This window comes from Microbacterium awajiense (genome assembly GCF_039536545.1).
In the GTDB taxonomy this organism is placed as follows: Bacteria; Actinomycetota; Actinomycetes; order Actinomycetales; family Microbacteriaceae; genus Microbacterium; species Microbacterium awajiense.
The window spans coordinates 1-16,624 of the sequence record NZ_BAAAYU010000003.1; the positions used below are offsets into that span (position 1 = coordinate 1).

The 16,624-nt window shown below is 68.9% G+C and carries 13 protein-coding genes; 11 read left to right on the forward strand and 2 right to left on the reverse strand.

Annotated features, from left to right (window positions below):
- The 4 genes from ABD663_RS05550 to ABD663_RS05565 all read left to right on the forward strand — a co-directional run.
- A partial coding sequence (locus tag ABD663_RS05550) for a rhamnan synthesis F family protein (protein WP_344736951.1) occupies positions 1-1,048 on the forward strand: 1,048 nt, incomplete at its 5' end.
- A gap of 93 nt (positions 1,049-1,141) precedes the next feature.
- Entirely contained in the window at positions 1,142-2,290 is a 1,149-nt protein-coding gene (locus tag ABD663_RS05555) for a glycosyltransferase family 2 protein (protein ID WP_344736952.1), read from the forward strand.
- A 9-nt stretch (positions 2,291-2,299) separates the two neighbouring features.
- The gene (locus ABD663_RS05560; protein ID WP_344736953.1) at positions 2,300-3,214 is read left to right on the forward strand and encodes an ABC transporter permease; all 915 of its coding nucleotides are present in this window, start codon (positions 2,300-2,302) and stop codon (positions 3,212-3,214) included.
- Positions 3,215-3,247: 33 nt separating this feature from the next.
- The gene (locus ABD663_RS05565) at positions 3,248-4,474 is read left to right on the forward strand and encodes an ABC transporter ATP-binding protein (RefSeq protein WP_344736954.1); all 1,227 of its coding nucleotides are present in this window, start codon (positions 3,248-3,250) and stop codon (positions 4,472-4,474) included.
- 13 nt (positions 4,475-4,487) lie between these two features.
- Here the strand turns inward: ABD663_RS05565 and ABD663_RS05570 are convergent, their stop codons facing one another.
- Together ABD663_RS05570 and ABD663_RS05575 are read right to left on the reverse strand one after the other, a co-directional pair.
- A complete protein-coding gene (locus ABD663_RS05570; protein WP_344736955.1) occupies positions 4,488-5,819 on the reverse strand; it encodes a glycosyltransferase family 4 protein in 1,332 nt (443 codons plus the stop codon).
- Between the two features lie 58 nt (positions 5,820-5,877).
- A complete protein-coding gene (locus ABD663_RS05575; protein WP_344736956.1) occupies positions 5,878-7,425 on the reverse strand; it encodes a DUF2142 domain-containing protein in 1,548 nt (515 codons plus the stop codon).
- A 218-nt stretch (positions 7,426-7,643) separates the two neighbouring features.
- Here ABD663_RS05575 and ABD663_RS05580 point away from each other — a divergent pair, with 218 nt between their 5' ends.
- The 7 genes from ABD663_RS05580 to ABD663_RS05610 all read left to right on the forward strand — a co-directional run bounded on the left by ABD663_RS05580 (position 7,644) and on the right by ABD663_RS05610 (position 16,622).
- Complete coding sequence (locus ABD663_RS05580) at positions 7,644-9,476, forward strand: glycosyltransferase (RefSeq protein WP_344736957.1); 1,833 nt, start codon at positions 7,644-7,646, stop codon at positions 9,474-9,476.
- Complete coding sequence (locus tag ABD663_RS05585) at positions 9,473-10,612, forward strand: glycosyltransferase (RefSeq protein ID WP_344736958.1); 1,140 nt, start codon at positions 9,473-9,475, stop codon at positions 10,610-10,612. The genes ABD663_RS05580 and ABD663_RS05585 overlap by 4 nt, the downstream gene beginning before the upstream one ends.
- 64 nt (positions 10,613-10,676) lie before the next feature.
- The gene (locus tag ABD663_RS05590) at positions 10,677-11,756 is read left to right on the forward strand and encodes a glycosyltransferase family 2 protein (protein WP_344736959.1); all 1,080 of its coding nucleotides are present in this window, start codon (positions 10,677-10,679) and stop codon (positions 11,754-11,756) included.
- 2 nt (positions 11,757-11,758) lie between these two features.
- Positions 11,759-12,895, forward strand: coding sequence for a UDP-galactopyranose mutase (gene glf / locus ABD663_RS05595; protein ID WP_344736960.1), 1,137 nt, complete (start codon positions 11,759-11,761; stop codon positions 12,893-12,895).
- Between the two features lie 22 nt (positions 12,896-12,917).
- Positions 12,918-13,724 (forward strand): ABC transporter permease, encoded by an 807-nt coding sequence (locus ABD663_RS05600; protein WP_344736961.1) that lies wholly within the window; start codon positions 12,918-12,920, stop codon positions 13,722-13,724.
- Entirely contained in the window at positions 13,724-14,467 is a 744-nt protein-coding gene (locus tag ABD663_RS05605) for an ABC transporter ATP-binding protein (protein ID WP_344736962.1), read from the forward strand. The genes ABD663_RS05600 and ABD663_RS05605 overlap by 1 nt, the downstream gene beginning before the upstream one ends.
- Position 14,468: 1 nt before the next feature.
- Positions 14,469-16,622, forward strand: a complete 2,154-nt coding sequence (locus ABD663_RS05610; protein WP_344736963.1) for an acyltransferase family protein — start codon at positions 14,469-14,471, stop codon at positions 16,620-16,622.
- The last annotated feature ends 2 nt before the right edge of the window (positions 16,623-16,624 follow it).

The following is a 16,624-nucleotide window of genomic DNA, read 5'->3' on the forward strand; positions in this document are numbered from 1 at the left end:
GCTGCCCGATGTCGACACCGCGTACGACCCCGACCGTCCGCTGCGCACCGCCGTCATCGCCCACATCTTCTACGTGGACATGACCGACGAGATCCTCGACCGTGCCGACACGCTCCCCGGCGGATACGACCTCATCGTCACGACGCCCGATCCGCAGCGGGCAAGCGCCATCCGCGAAGTGCTCGCCCGTCGTCGGCCGGCCGAACGGCGCTCGGAGGTGCGTATCGTCGAGAACGACGGCCGCGACCAGAGTGCGTTCCTCATCGGCTGTCGCGACGTCCTGCTCGGCGACGACTACGACCTCATCGTCAAACTGCACTCGAAGAAGACGCCTCAGGACGGCTTCAACGTGGGCCGGTACTTCAAGGACCAGCAGTTCAGCAACCTGCTGAACAGCCCCGGATACAGCGCGAATCTGGTGGCGCTGTTCCAGGCGGAACCGGGGCTGGGGCTGGTCTATCCGCCCACAGTCCACATCGGCTACCCCACGATGGGCCGCGGATGGTGGTCGAACCTGGCCGGCTTCGAGAAGATCGCCGAACAACTCGGCATCCGCGTCCCCCTCGATGAGATCTCGCCCCTCGCGCCGTACGGCTCGATGTACGCGGCACGTCCAGAGGCGCTGCGTCTGCTCGTCGAGCACGAGTGGAAGTACTCGGACTTCGGCGGCGCCGAGGCGTACCGCGACGGCGGGCTCGCCCACATCCTCGAGCGCGTTCCGTCGTACGCAGCGGGCGAGCTCGGCTACCACACGCGCACCGCGCTGACCGGCGAGCACCTGTCGATCAGCCATACGGCGTTCGAGTTCAACCTCGACCAGATGTCGGTGACGATCCCCGGCTTCACGCTCGACCAGATCCAGTTCCTCAAGAGGGCGGGCTACGTCGGCGACGGGGGGTGGCGCGACTTCCTCGCGATGTACCTGCGTCTGAACCACCGCGACGAGGGGATGCTGCGCACCACGCTGCGCAGGGTGCGCTGGGCCGGCTCACGCGTGCGTCGCACCGTCCGTCGCGCGCTCCCGCGGGGGCGTCGTGGCAGAGCCTGAGCCCGCTGTGGGCTCGTATAGACTGTCGCTTCAGCTCACCAGAGCAGCGCGCCGCGCACCCGAATCGCGGCCACGTATCGAGAGCATCACACAGTGAAGATCGTCATGACCCTGATGGTCCGCGATGAAGCGGACGTCATCGGTGCCATGTTGCAGCATCATCGCGCACAGGGCATCGACCATGTGCTCATCACCGACAACGCATCGGTCGACGGCACCCCCGAGATCCTCGACGAGTTCGCTCGCGACGGATTCGCCACCGTCTGGCACGACCCCGTGCACCGCAAGCAGCAGTACGTCACCGTGACCCGCATGGCCCGGTACGCCGCGACCGAACTCGGCGCGGACTGGGTCGTCAACGCCGATGCCGACGAGTTCTGGGTGACGCGGACGCCGGGGTCGACCGTGCGCGACGCCCTCGCCGCGGTCTCGGACGATGTCTCGAGCCTGACGGTGCCGGTCGTGAACCTGACCGGTGCCCCGGCGCGGGACGGAAGCGGGCTGGATCGACTCGTGTACCGCGACGAGCGCTCAGACGCTGAGATCAACGCCGCGGGCATCCCGTTCCACCCGACCCCCGATGCCGTGCACCGCGCGCACCCCGAGGTCGAGGTCAGTCAAGGCAATCACGTCGCGACCGCGCCGGGGTGGGCCGAGGCCGGCCACGCCTCCGACCTCGAGGTGCTGCACCTGCCGTGGCGCTCATGGCGCCAGTACTCGCACAAGGTGCGCGTGTCGGGGGAGGCGTATCTCGCCAATCCCGAACTCGCGCCGAGCCCACGACACCACGGCATGCAGGACTTCCGACGGTGGCAGGGCGGTCGGCTCGAAATGACGTACGTGGCGAAGCATCCGACCGCCGGCGAACTCGCCGAGCAGTCTGCGTCCGGCGCCCTCGTGCGCGACGACCGGCTCGCCGCCCTCGTCGCCTCCGGCTTTCCGGGTCGGGTTCCCGATGATCCGTACCGAGCCGACGAGCAGGAGCGTCTCGCGGCGATCGGGCGCGCTCTCACCGGCCTCGAGGCGGAGTACGAGCCGATCGTCCATGAACTGCGGACGACGAACGCGCAGCTGCTCGGCGACCGGAACCGGCTCGAGGGCGAGGTGGAACACCTGCGCGAGCTGCTCGCGGAACTGGAGGGCTACCGCAACCGACGCGTCGTGAAGGCGGCCGACGCCGTGGGGCGACAGCTGCGTCGCATCCAGGGTGGACGCGACCGGGCCACGGCCGCGGATAGCTAGAATCCTTTGGTGACCAACAGTTCTGCCGCTGCCCGGCGCTTCGAACGCCTCGCGGCGACCCCGTTGCGCACGGTCGGCCCGGCGAGCGGTCTCGGGCTCGGCAGTTTCGTCGCGTCGCTGCGCGATCTCGGTGCGCACCGGGAGATGCTCGGGCTCCTGGTCCGGCGCGACCTGAAGGCGAAGTACAAGGACTCCGCGCTCGGCCTGTTCTGGTCGCTGGCCCGGCCGCTCATGCAGCTCGCCATCTACTTCGTGGTGGTCGGGCAGTTCCTGCAGGCGGCCCGCGGCATTCCGGACTTCGCGGTCTACATCTTCGCGGGCCTGGTCGCTGTCGGACTGTTCACCGAGATCGTGGTCGGAGCGACGGGATCCATCCTGTCGAACTCAGGCCTGGTCAAGAAGGTCTACGTACCTCGCGAGCTGTTCCCGCTCGCGAGCGTCGGCTCGGCGATCTTCAACTTCGGCATGCAGTTGATCATCCTGTTCGGCGCGACCCTGCTCGTGGGAGCCTTCCCGTGGCACGTCGAGATCCTCTACGTCTTCCCCTCCGTGGCCTTGCTGCTCGTCTTCGGCACGGCGGTCGGGCTGTTCACATCGGCGCTGAACGTGTACCTGCGCGACGTCCAGTACCTCGTCGAGGTCGCGACGATGGTGCTGTTCTGGGCCAGCCCGGTGGTGTACTCCTGGCAGATGGTCAGCCAGCTCCTCGGTCCCGGAATCGCGCTGGAGATCTACACCGACAACCCGCTGACCCTCGCGGTGCTCGGCTTCCAGAAGGCCTTCTGGGTGGCCGGAGCCGATGCCGTACAACCCGACGATCTGCTGCTGCGGATGCTCGTGGCGCTCGGGATCGGGCTCGTTCTGCTGTTCGCCGCGCACCGCGCCTTCCTCCGCCTGCAGGGCGACTTCGCCCAGGAGATGTGACATGACCTCCCGAGACCCCGACACGAACATCCGATGACCCTCGCCTCCCTCCCCGCCCCTCCGCCCGAGGTGATCGAGCTCGTCGATGTCTCCAAGCGCTTCATCGTCCGCAAGGACTCTTCGATCAAGGAGCGCATCGTCACCCTCGGTCGCGCCGGTCGCCGGCACCGCCAGGAGTTCTGGGCGCTGCGCGAGCTCTCGCTCGACATCCACGCGGGCAGCACGATCGGCCTGATCGGTCACAACGGGTCGGGCAAGAGCACGCTGCTCAAAGTCATCGGCGGCATCATCCAGCCGACCTCGGGCACGGTGCGGCAACGGGGACGCATCGCGGCGCTGCTCGAGCTGGGTGCGGGATTCCACCCCGACCTGACGGGCCGCGAGAATGTCTTCCTGAACGCGTCGGTGCTGGGACTGAGCCGTGACGAGACCGAAGAGCAGTTCGACGAGATCGTCGAGTTCGCCGGCATCGGCGACTTCATCGACACGCAGGTCAAGTTCTACTCGTCGGGCATGTACGTGCGCCTCGCGTTCGCCGTCGCGGTGCACACCGATCCCGACATCCTCCTGGTCGACGAGGTGCTGGCCGTCGGCGACGAGGCGTTCCAGCGCAAGTGCCTCGACAAGATCCGCACCTTCCAGGAGGAGGGCCGCACGATCATCATCGTGAGCCACAGCCTCGGCCAGATCACCGAGCTGTGCGACCGGGCGGTGCTGCTCAACCGTGGCGAGGTCGTCTACGACGGCGACGCGGTCACCGCGGTGGCGCGGTTCCGCGACCTGCTCGAGGAGCGCCGGCTCGAGGGCGAGGCACGCCGGCGCGGCGTCGCCGTGGGCGACCTCCACGATCCCGTGATCCTGGGATCCTCGCTCGAGGTCGTGGATCCGGGCCCGGGCGGCACCGTGCAGCCCGGCAGCGGGCTGATCGTCACCATCGATCTCGACATCACGAGGCCCATGGACGATCTCAACGTCGCGATCCAGGTCGACAACACGCTGGGGAGCCCCGTCTACGGCACCTCCAGCCGGTCGATGGGCATCACGATGCCGCCGGTGGTGGGTCGCCGCCGCGTGCGCATCCGACTGCGGGACACCCGCTTCGGCGCGGGGAAGTACTTCATCAATGTGTCGCTGCTCGACTCGGCGGGGCGCCACCTGCACGACACGCCGCAGGCGTGCTCGTTCGTCGCGACGCCGTACGCGCGCGCCACCGGTTCGGTCTTCATCGAGTCCGAGTTCGACGACGAGGGCGAGATCTGACCGTCGCGGCTGATCAGCCCGACTGACGTTCCCGGCGGCCGCGGGCCTTGTCGATCGCCCGTCGGACGCCTCCCGTGCGGAGGTAGTACATCACCAGCGCCGCGTCACGGCGGCGGCCCTTCGGCATCGAGAGGATCCTGTCGAAGTCCGCCTGCTGTCGGCGCTCGCTGGGTGAGGCCGCACGGTCGGGCGCGACGGCGGGCGCCTCGCAGAACTCCCGCAGCGGCGCGAGGACCCGCTCCCACGTGAACTCTTCGCGCACGCTGTCGATCGCCGTGATCGCCGATGCCCGCAGATCGTCGTCGTAGAGCACGTCGACGATGGCGTCAGCGAGGGCGTCGGGATCGGCGGGGGGAACCACCCGGCCGAGACCCCGCTCGCGCACGAGATCGGCGAAACCGTCTCCGTCGGTCGTGATGATCGGCAGGCGCGCCCACAGGTAGTCGAGCAGTCGGGTGCGGAACGAGAAGCGGGTCTCGAGGTGCACGGGATGCGTGCTGACGCCCGCATCCGCGTCGAGGAGGTAGTTGATGCGATCGTCGTAGTCGACCCAGTTCTCGTTGAAGAACACGTTCCGGTCGGTCAGACCCAACTCGTCCGAGGTGCGCACGGTCTCGGCGAGCACCTGCATCTCGGGCACATCCGGATTGAAGTGGCGCGCGCTCATGAAGAAGAGCTTCACTTCGGGATGCCGCGTCGCGACCGATCCGACCGCTCTCACCAGCGTGACGGGGTCGAACCAGTCGTAGATGCCGCCGCCCCAGATGAGCACCTTGTCGTCGGGGCCGATGCCGTCGACCGTGCCCTTGAGTCCGTGCCGGGTCTGCGAGGCGGGTCCCGAGGGCAGCCCGAACGGAACGATCCGCACGAACGAGTCGAAGGAGGGGTCGGCGGAGTAGGTCAGCGGGTTGATGCGGCCCGCGGCCGAAAGCGCGCCGAGCCAGAGGGTCTGCTGTCGCTCGGATGCGCAGAGGAAGCAGTCGGCGCGCGACAGCTGCTCGTTCAGCAGGGACACCGCCTTGGTGACCTCCTCGTTCCACCGGGTCGCGTCGAGGTGCTTGTTCTGCTCGAGCTGCTCGAGGTGGAACGGGTCGTAGAGGTCGGCGACGACGATCTTGTCGGTTCGCGCGATGCTCGGGAAGATGCGGAAGGAGACGCCCTGGACGATGATCACGTCCGCCCAGCGTTCGTGCACCGACATGGCGGCGTCGTCGGTCTCGCGGACGTGATGCAGCTCGAAGGCGTCGGCGGTCCGCTCGATCGCAGCCCACGACACCACGCGCACATCGCACGAGGTCGAGATCTCCTCGGCCATGCTCCACACGCGGATCGCGGGACCGGCCATGCGCGCCCCGATGCGATCGCCGGTGATGATCAGGACGCGGGTCCGCGTCGAATCGGCCTCAGCCCGCGGCGATGGGTTCACGATCATCCCGGGCTGCGGGTGCGTCATGCAGGACCGGCGGCAGGTCCGTCCTCACGAAGCGGATCGCCATCACCAGCGCGAGCACTGCGAGGGCGGCGGCCGCGACCGTGATCACGATGGCGCCGGGGATGCCGGCCGGCGTGTGGACGAGCCAGTCTCCGATGCCGGTGTAGACGGCGCGGAACTCGACGACGATGCCGGCGAGTCCGATCGCCGCGAACACCGCAAGCAGCCCGACCCCCGTCGCCCGACGGCGATCCGGCGACACGAGCCTGAGCCAGGCGACTGCGCTGAGCACCACCAGCGGTACGAGGACGACGAAGAAGTAGCGCCCCTGCATGCCGGCCGGCAGCTGGGTGCGTACGTACGTCGGCCAGGTCTGTGTGACGAGCCCGACGAGGAACAGCAGCGGCATCGACGCGAGCAGCACCATGCGCCAGCGCACGGCCGAGCGACGGAACGCGAAGCCGACGACCACGGCGAGTGCGACCACCGTGAGGATGTCGGTGAGGATCACGGGCATCGGATGGTTGAGCCAGCCGAAGTTGCCCCAGAAGCTCAACGACACGCGACCCCACATCTGATCGATGTACCAAGTGACGCTCGGACCCTGGCCCTCGGGGAACGGGTTGTCGGGGTAGCGGAGTCCGGCCGGCTGCAGGCGGCCGAACACGAGCAGGTTGCGCAGCCACCACCAGCCGCCCAGCAGTGCGACCGCCATCGCTGCGGCGGCGCGGAGCAGACGGTGCGACAGGGTCAGTTCGCGCGGCCACAGCAACAGCACGAGACCCGCGAAGGCGACCAGCGGCACGGCGGTGCCCTTGGTGAACAGCGCCAAGGCCAGTGCGAGCCCGAGGCCGATGGTGGTGAGCCATCGCGTATCACCGGTCATGATGCGGATGCCGAGCCACATGACCGCGCACGAGAAGGCGATCGTCGCCGAATCGTTCGAGGCCGAACCCATGATGTGGGCGAGCTGGGGCACCGCGAACACCGTGGCAGCGCCGACGATGGCCGCCTTGGGCGACCCGGTCAGTCTTCGCACGCTCTGCCACAGGAAGAACGGCAGCGGCACGACGAAGATCAGGCCGGCCAGTCGCACGGCCAGCAGCGCCTGGTCGGCACGGATGTCTTCGAAGGCGATCGCGCGCAGCACCGTGCCGGTGTACGCGTAGTAGAGGGGCGGGTGCTGCGTCATCTGGTCGACGCCGTGATATCCCGGCTGCGATTGCGCCAGCTCCGCGAAGGTCGAACGCTCCGAGGCAGGCGTGCTCTGCTGGCCGCGCGCGGCGAGCACCTTGTTCTGCACCTCGGCGGTGCCGGGGTCCGGCCACTCCCAGCCTTCGGCAAGGCGGATCGAGCTGTTCAGGTGGAGCGGCTCGTCCGGCGCATCGTAGATCGGGGTCAGGATGCCCCAGAACGTGACGAGCGCGACGAACGCGGCCGTGATCGCACCGAGCGTCCACCACTCGAGGCGGCCGGCGGGAGGGGCGCTCGGGATCTCCATCGAAGTGTGAGAGGTCATCGGCGGCGCTCCGCTGTGTCGATCGGCACGTGTTTCCTTCGTCTGTCGGCGGCGCGCACCGGACGGGCACCACTCCGCGATGATACCCGACCGCCGCTGGCGGGCCGATGAGTGGGGGTGCGGCGACGCGGATGGCAGAATCGACTCGCGCCCGGTCGTCTGCACCGCCCTCGAGATCTGCCTCCACCTGGAAGGACCTGCCCTTCGGCATCCCGCTCATGTCCCATGTCCTTCAGCACGTGGTGCTGCCCGGTGAGCTCGATCACGAGGTGCTGCCGCTCTATGTGCGTGCGGACTCCGGCCTGCGCGTGGATGGCCGCCGTAGCGTAACGATCGAACCGGGTCGCACCGTCTCGTTCGCGTCGTACTTCAACGCGTTCCCCGCCGCGTACTGGCGCCGCTGGGCGGCACTCGAGTCGGTGACGCTCGTCGTCGACATCGGCGGGACCGCGGATGTCGCACTCATGGCATCCGACCCCGACGGGCGTGCGCACCGCGTCGACTTTCGTGAAGCGACGACCGGGCGCATCGAGTTCGATACGCCGCTGAGCGGCTTCGCCGACGGTGGATGGCTCTGGTTCGACGTCGCCGCATCGAGCGAGGCGGTCGCCGTGCGCGACGCGCGCTGGGTCGCGACGAGCGCTCCGCGGGTCGAGCCGCGCGCGAGTGTCGGCATCACGACGTTCAACAAGCCCGACTACTGCGTGGCCACCCTCTCCGCGCTCGCGGAAGACCGAAGCCTCGATGACGTCGTGGAGCGGGTGATCGTCGTCGACCAGGGTGACCGACGCGTCGAGGCGGAGGAGGGGTTCGCCGCCGCGGCGTCGGCGCTCGGCCGTCGGCTCCGACTGGTGCGCCAGCCGAACCTCGGCGGCTCGGGCGGCTATGCCCGGGTGATGGACGAGGTCGATCGGTCTTCCGAGCCTTTCGCGCTGCTGATGGACGATGACGTCCACGTCGAGCCGGAAGCGGTCCGTCGCGCGATCGTGTTCGCCGCATACTGCAGCCGGCCCACGATCGTCGGCGGGCACATGCTCGATCTGTTCCACCGGACCAAGCTCTACGCGTGGGCGGAGGTCGTCGACGAAGTGCCGTTCATGTGGCGTGCCGAGCACGCCGAGCGGATGCCGCTCGACCTCGCCGGCACCGACCTGCGCGAGGAGCCTCTCCTGCACCGCCCGATGGAGGCCGACTACAACGGCTGGTGGATGTGCGTCATCCCGCGCGAGGCGATCACCCGGACGGGACTGCCGCTTCCCGCCTTCATCAAGTGGGACGACGCGGAGTACGCTCTGCGGGCGCGGGCGCAGGGGATCCCCACGGTCACGCTGCCCGGCGTGGCGCTCTGGCACATGTCGTGGGAGGGCAAGGACGACCACGTCGACTGGCAGGCCTACTTCCATGCGCGCAACCGCATCGTCACCGCGCTGCTCCACTCGAGCGTCCCCCGCGGCGGCACACTGCTCGTGCACAGCAGACGTGTCGACCTCAAGCACGTCCTGAGCATGCAGTACTACCCGGTGGCCCTGCGGCACACCGCGCTCGAGGCGGTGCTCGGCGGCCCCGAGCACATGCACGACGACCTGCGCACCGCGCTGGGCAGGGCTCGCGCGCTCGCCGCAGAGTTCCCCGAGACGGCGGACGCCCCCGCTGACGCGGCCGCGCCGGCGGCACCCCCATGGCCCGACGACGAGTCGGACATGCCTGCCGGCCGGCGTCTGAAGGCGTTCACGCTGTCCGCGCTGCTGTCCGCGTGGTTCCATCGTCCCCGGGGTCTCGCGCACGGCATCGACGTCGCGCTCGATGCACGCCACGCGCGGTGGTGGCGCCTGAGCAGGTACGACAGCGCGCTCGTGACGGCGGCGGGATCGGGGCGCCGACACCTCTACGTGCGGGACCGCGTCGCCGCGCGGAGGCTGCTGCGCGAGAGCGCCAGGCTGCATCGCCGACTGCGGCGCGAATGGCCGCGGCTCGTGCAGCGCTATCGGGCTGCCGACCTCACGTCGTCGCGGGCCTGGGCGCACACTTTCGAAGCGGCGGAGGCGCGATGAGCGATGACCGAGCCCGGCCCAGGATCGCCGTCGTCGGTCCGGTGAGCCCCTATCGAGGTGGGATCTCGCAGTACACCGAGTCGCTGGCATCCGCCCTCGCGGACGTCGCGGATGTGAGCGTCTTCTCGTTCTCGAAGCAGTACCCGCGCCTGCTGTACCCGGGTGACACCGACGTGGATCCGACCCGCGGCCGGCTCGCGCACGCCCAGTATGTGCTCAGCGCCACCTCGCCGTGGTCGTGGTGGCGCACCGTCGACCGCATCATCGCGGCGCAGCCCGATCTCGTCGTGGTCGACTGGTGGACCCTCTTCTGGCAGCCGTGGTCCGCATACCTGGCCCGACGGCTGCGCCGGCGCGGCATCCGGGTCGTCTTCCTGTGCCACAACCTCGTCGACCACGACGCGGGCGGCCTGCGCACGCGGCTGACGCGGGGGATGCTGCGCGCCGCCGACGGCTACGTCGTCCACGGTTCGGCGATGCGCGCCGACCTGGAGCGCCTCGTGCCCGGCGCCACGGTGCTGCAGCGACCGCACCCGGTGTACGACCGGTTCCCCGAACCCGCGCATCGCTGGGCGCCACGGGCACGACTCGACCTGTTGTTCTTCGGCTTCATCCGGCCGTACAAGGGGCTGGACACCCTCCTCGACGCGATGGCCCTGCTCGATGATGATGACGTCGCCCTCTCGGTGGTCGGCGAGGCCTGGGGGGAGGGGCAGGACGCCCTGCGCGCGCGCATCGAGTCCCTCGGCGCCGAAGCGGTGCTGCACTACGTCGACGACCACGCCGCAGCGGACTACTTCGCGCGCGCGGATCTCGTCGTCCTGCCGTACCGTTCCGCGACCGGCAGCGGCGTCGTGTCGGCGGCGTACCACTACCTGACGCCTGTGCTCGCTACGCGGGTGGGGGGCATCCCGGACGTGGTCGACGACACCACCGGATTCCTGGTGCCGCCGGACGATCCCGGTGCGCTCGCACAGGCCATCCGGGGCATCACCCGAGAGGCCTGCCGCGCGCTTCAGCCCGGGATCGGGGACTTCGCGCAACGCAACAGCTGGCGCGGATTCGCGCGGGCGATCGTGGACGAGTTCGTCGGCGGTCCCCGGCTCTCACCGGGTTCCGAGCAAGCGCTGGGCTAGAATCCTGGGAGTCCCGTGAGCCGGCCGTACTCCGGCGCGCACGTCGCCGCCCGAAAGGATCCGCATGCGCCTGTTCATTCAGGTTCCCTGTCTGAACGAGGAGGAGACCCTCCCGGCGGTCTTGGAGAGCATCCCTCAGCAGATCGACGGGGTCGACGAAGTCTTCATCCTCATCATCGACGACGGCTCGACCGATCGCACCGTGGAGGTGGCTCGCGAACACGGCGTCGAGCACTTCGTCTTCCACACCCGCAACATGGGTCTGGCGCGGTCGTTCCGGGACGGTGTGGACTACGCGCTTCAGCACGGTGCCGACATCGTCGTGAACACCGACGGAGACAATCAGTACCCGCAGGACCGCATCGCCGACCTCGTGCAGCCCATCCTCGCCGGTGACGCGGACATCGTCATCGGCGACCGGCAGACCAAGACGATCGCGCACTTCTCGCCGTTCAAGAAGCTCATGCAGGGCGTGGGGAGTTCGGTGGTCAACTTCGCCGCCGAGACGGACCTGCCCGATGCCGCCAGCGGGTTCCGCGCGTACTCTCGGGAAAGCCTCGTCCGCCTCAATGTCGTGACGCAGTTCAGCTACTGCATGGAGACGATCATCCAGGCGGGGAACAAGCGGCTCCGCATCGCGAGCGTCCCCGTCACGACGAACGCGAAGACCCGTGAGTCGCGGCTGTTCAAGAACATCTTCCAGCACATGGGCCGATCCGGTCAGGCGATCATGCGCAGCTACATCATGTTCAAGCCGCACATGGTCTTCCTCACCCTCGCCGCGCTCTTCTTCCTTGGAGCGGCGATCCCGTTCGGTCGCTTCCTGGTGCTGAACTGGATGGGCGTCGCCGGTGACCACATCCAGTCGCTCGTGTTCGGTGGTTCGATGCTGGTCGGATCGCTCCTGTGCCTGGCGCTGCTGGTGATCTCGGACATGCTCCGCACGAACCGGACGCTGCTCGAGGACAGCCTCGAGAGGATCAAGCTCATCCAGTACGCACCCGATCGCACGCTCGACCCCCACCGGTCGGCTGACGTCGACGCCGCGCGGCATCCGTCGCTGCCCGTCAGCGTCGACGCCATCGAGGCCCATCGCCGCTCGACCGAGCCGGCTTCGCGGACGAAGGACTCCGAGGTCGCCTGAGCGTGGACCTGCTCGTCGTCGGGTCGGGATTCTTCGGCCTCACCATCGCCGAGCGCGCGGCCGCATCCGGCCGTCGCGTCACGGTCATCGATCGGCGCAGTCACATCGGGGGGAACGCCTACAGCGAGGACGACCCTGCCACGGGCATCGAAGTGCACCGCTACGGCGCGCACCTGTTCCACACGTCGAACCCCGCGGTGTGGGAGTACGTCAACCGCTTCACCGGCTTCACCGACTACGTGCACCGCGTGTACACGAACCATCGGGGTGTCGTCTATCCGCTGCCTATCAACCTCGGCACGATCAATCAGTTCTTCGCCGCCGCCTATTCGCCCGATCAGGCGCGTGAACTCGTCCTCGAGCAGGCGGGGGAGTTCGACGTGAAGACCGCCGCCAACCTCGAGGAGAAGGGCATCGCGCTCATCGGGCGTCCGCTCTACGAGGCGTTCATCCGCGACTACACGGCCAAGCAGTGGCAGACCGACCCGAAGGAGCTGCCCGCCGAGGTCATCAGTCGGCTGCCGGTGCGCTACACCTACGACAATCGCTACTTCAACGACACGTGGGAGGGGCTCCCCGTCGACGGCTATACCGCGTGGCTGGAGCGGATGGCCGACCACCCCCTCATCGAGGTGAAGCTCGACACCGACTTCTTCGACCGGACCCAACCTCTGCACAAAGCAGCCGTGGTGGGTCAGCTGCCCGTCGTCTACACCGGCCCGGTCGACCGCTACTTCGACTACGCCGAAGGCGCGCTGTCCTGGCGCACGCTCGACTTCGAGCGCGAGGTGCTCGAGACCGGCGACTTCCAGGGCACGTCGGTGATGAACTACGCCGACGCCGACGTGCCGTTCACGCGCATCCACGAATTCCGTCACTTCCACCCCGAGCGCAAGGATCGCTACCCGACGGACCGCACGGTCGTGATGCGGGAGTTCTCGCGCTTCGCCGACCGCGACGACGAGCCGTACTACCCGGTGAACACGCCGCAGGACCGGGCGGGCCTGCTGGCGTACCGCGACCTGACCAAGGGCGAGGACCGGGTGCTGTTCGGCGGGCGCCTCGGCACCTATCAGTACCTCGACATGCACATGGCCATCGGCTCCGCGTTGTCGATGTGGCAGAACCAGCTCGCGTGACCGTCGCCCATAGACTCGCATCGTGACCACCGCCGCCGTCGGTGCGCCCGGCTCCCTCCGGCGCTACCTGCACTCGCTGTGGCTGCTGTCGGCGCGCGATCTGCGCGTGCGCTACGCCACGAGCGCCCTCGGGTACCTGTGGTCGGTGCTCGACCCGCTCGTGATGAGCGCGATCTACTGGTTCGTCTTCACCCAGATCTTCGGTCGCGGTGTGGGCGAGGAGCCGTACATCGTCTTCCTCATCACGGCGCTGCTGCCCTGGGTGTGGTTCAACTCGGCCGTGACCGACTTCACACGGGCGTTCAACAAGGATGCGCGTCTGGTGCGGTCCACGGCGATACCGCGCTCCATCTGGGTGAATCGGATCGTGCTGAGCAAGGGGATCGAGTTCCTCTTCTCACTGCCGGTCCTCGCGCTGTTCGTGATCGTCTCGCAGTACTCCGCCCTGCCCGCGCAGATCGGCTGGGGACTGCTGTGGTTCCCGGTGGCGGTGCTGCTGCAGACGATGCTGCTGGTGGGGATCGGCCTCATCGTCGCGCCGCTGTGCGTGCTGTGGGGCGACCTGGAGCGCACGACGCGGCTGGTCCTGCGGGCGCTGTTCTACGCCACACCGATCATCTACGGGGTCACCGACCTTCCCGGCGGGTTCGCCGAAGCGGCCGCGTTCAACCCGCTCGCGGGCATCTTCACGCTCTACCGGATGGGCTTCTTCCCCGATCAGTGGGACACCCTGAGCGTCGTGGTCGGTGCCGTCATGAGCGTCGTCTTCCTCGGCCTGGGAGTGATCACCTTCCGCCGACTCGAGCGTCCGGTGCTGAAGGAGCTGTGATGGCGGCATCCGATCTCGCGATCCGCGTGCACGACCTCGGTGTGCGCTTCCGGCGCAACCGACGCGGACGCCGCAACATCAAGGACCTGTTCGCCGGATCGTCGCGTCGGTCCAAGCCGAACGAGTTCTGGGCGCTGCGCGAGGTGAGCTTCGACGTGCGCGCCGGCGAGTCGATCGGCGTGGTCGGGCGCAACGGTCAGGGCAAGTCGACGCTGCTCAAGCTCGTCGCGGGCGTGCTGCTGCCCGACGAGGGCGGTGTCGATGTGATCGGCGGCGTCGCGCCCCTCATCGAGATCACCGGCGGCTTCGTGGGCGACCTCACGGTGCGCGAGAACGTCAAGCTCACGGCGGGTCTGCACGGTATGACACGCGCCGAGGTCGCGCGCCGCTACGACGGGATCATCGACTTCGCCGAGCTCCACGACTTCCAGGACACGCCCTACAAGCACCTGTCGAACGGCATGAAGGTGCGCCTCGCGTTCTCGGTCGTGTCACAGCTGCCCGAGCCCATCCTGCTCGTAGACGAGGTGCTCGCCGTCGGCGACAAGGCGTTCCGAGAGAAGTGCTATCGCCGCATCGACGAACTGCTCGCCGAGGGGCGCACGCTCTTCTTCGTCAGTCACAACGAACGCGACCTGCGCCGCTTCTGCACGCGCGGGCTCTACCTCGACAGGGGCGCGCTGGTGCTGGACGGGCCGCTCGACGAGGTGCTCGCCCGCTACGATGCCGACAGCGGGGTGTGAGATGACCACACCCACACGCGTCACGGCCGACTCGTCACCACGCCGTCGGCCGGCGTCCGTCGAGGTCGGTCGCATCGCCGAGATCGACGGACTGCGAGCGATCGCTCTCACGCTCGTCGTCGTCTACCACCTGTTCGGCCACGGGCGGGTGTCGGGCGGCGTCGACGTCTTCCTCTTCGTGTCGGGAGTGGTGATCGCGCTGTCCCTCGCGCGCGGCTTCGCCCATCGCCGTCCGGTCGGCGTGCTCTCGCGCTGGGCGCGCACGTTCGCGCGACTGGCCCCGCCGGCGGCGATCGTCCTGCTGTTCGTCATCGTGCTGTCGTTGACCGTCCTGCCCCCGTGGTCGCGCGCGCAGAACCTCACCGAGGTGGCGTCGGCCGCGCTGTACGTCGAGAACTGGCAGCTCATCGCTTCGCAGCTCGCCTACGGCGCGCCCGGTCCGCTCACCAGTCCGGTGCAGCACTTCTGGTCGCTGTCGATCCAGGGCCAGCTGTTCCTGCTCGTCCCGCTCGTCGCGGCCGCGGTGTTCTGGCTGTGGCGCTCCCGCCGGCGGCCGGTCGCGCTGCTGTGGTGGATCGTCGGCGCCGCCACGGCGGCATCCTTCGTCTACGCGGTCTGGCTCCAGGCCCGCGCCCCGCAGGTCGCCTACTTCGACACCATGGCGCGGTTCTGGGAGTTCGGCGGCGGCATGCTGCTGGGTGCCGCGCTGGTGTGGGCGGCGGTCATCCCCGCTCGTCTCGGGGCCGTGCTCGGCTGGGTCGGACTGGCCGCTGTGCTGCTCAGCGGCGTCCTGGTCGACGGCGCCGCCGCCTATCCCGGTCCGGCGGCACTCCTGCCGGTGATGGGGGCAGCCCTCGTCGTGGTGAGCACCCAGTGCGCGGCCGCGGGGCCGGGGATGCTGCTGCGCTCTCGTCCGCTGCGCGAACTCAGCCGGATCTCGTACTCGCTCTACCTGTGGCACTGGCCGGTCCTGATCGCCTTCCTCGCCCTCGCGGGCGCGATGGACGGCGTGCTGGACCCGACGGGCGCCCTCATCGTGCTCGGCGTCTCGACCGCACTCGCGTTCGGCACGTGGTGGGCCGTCGAGCGTCCCCTCGCCGCGATCGCGCGCGGCGGTGGCCGCACCGGCGCGCGGACGGTGGCGGCGGTCGGACCGATCGCGATCGTCGTCGCGATCGCGATCGGCGTCTCGCTGGCGATCCCGCCGGCCGCGCAGGCCGCCCCCGAGGTCGCCGTCCCCGAGACGTCCGCGCGTGTCGGACAGATCGTGGTCGACGACTGCTACGGGGCTGCGAGCGTGGACCCCGAGCGACCCGAGTGCGCCGATGCGCTGGATCCGGACGCGCCGCTGATCCCGGCCTATGAGAGCCTCGCGGGTGACGACGCCAATCGCGACGCGTGCTGGGCGTCGCAGGAGGGCGAAGTCTTCGAAGTATGTGCTCTCGGTCCCGCCGACGGGTACACGCGTCACCTGCTCGCGGTCGGCGACTCGCACAACAACGTGTGGATCGAGGTGTACGAGGAGATCGCGCAGGCGCGCGGGTGGCGGATCGACGTCGCGGGTCGTCCCCGGTGCCACTGGACGGCGGCCGACCGGGCTCATCCCGACCTCGACACCGCTGCGGGATGCCGCACCTGGAACGACCACGTCGATGCGTACGTCGCAGGCACTCCGCTCGACGGCATCATCGTGGTCAACTCGAGCCGGGCGGGCTACCTGCCCGGCGACGGACCCCTCTACGACCCGGATGCCGTCCTTGCGCCGGGACCCGAGCTGGATCGGGTACGGGCGGAAGGGTACGCGGATGCATGGGCGCTGCGCAGAGATCCCTCGACTCCGATCATCGCGATCCGCGACAATCCGATCTTCGCGCTGGGTGCGCTGGGCTGCGTCGCAGATCCGGAGCGTGTCCGCGCCGGCAGCTGCGCGTCACCGAGGGAGGACGTGCTGCTCGAAGACGGGCTCGCCGACGCCGTCCGTCTGGATCCCGCTGCGCACCTCGTGGACTTCACCGACTTCATGTGCGACGACGTCGAGTGCCACCTCGTGGTCGGCGGCGTGATCGTCATGCGCGATCACCTGCATCTCACCGCGACCTTCGCGCGCACGCTCGCGCCGTACCTCGATCGTGAGATCGCGGCCGCGGTGGGGTGAGC

Bases quoted from the DNA above. Each gene is read 5' to 3' on its own strand.
- ABD663_RS05565 (WP_344736954.1), top strand. From the start codon at position 3,248: ATGACCCTCGCCTCCCTCCCCGCCCCTCCGCCCGAGGTGATCGAGCTC.
- ABD663_RS05570 (WP_344736955.1), bottom strand. From the start codon at position 5,819: ATGGCCGGTCCCGCGATCCGCGTGTGGAGCATGGCCGAGGAGATCTCG.
- ABD663_RS05575 (WP_344736956.1), bottom strand. From the start codon at position 7,425: ATGACCTCTCACACTTCGATGGAGATCCCGAGCGCCCCTCCCGCCGGC.
- ABD663_RS05580 (WP_344736957.1), top strand. From the start codon at position 7,644: ATGTCCCATGTCCTTCAGCACGTGGTGCTGCCCGGTGAGCTCGATCAC.
- ABD663_RS05585 (WP_344736958.1), top strand. From the start codon at position 9,473: ATGAGCGATGACCGAGCCCGGCCCAGGATCGCCGTCGTCGGTCCGGTG.
- ABD663_RS05590 (WP_344736959.1), top strand. From the start codon at position 10,677: ATGCGCCTGTTCATTCAGGTTCCCTGTCTGAACGAGGAGGAGACCCTC.
- ABD663_RS05605 (WP_344736962.1), top strand. From the start codon at position 13,724: ATGGCGGCATCCGATCTCGCGATCCGCGTGCACGACCTCGGTGTGCGC.
- ABD663_RS05610 (WP_344736963.1), top strand. From the start codon at position 14,469: ATGACCACACCCACACGCGTCACGGCCGACTCGTCACCACGCCGTCGG.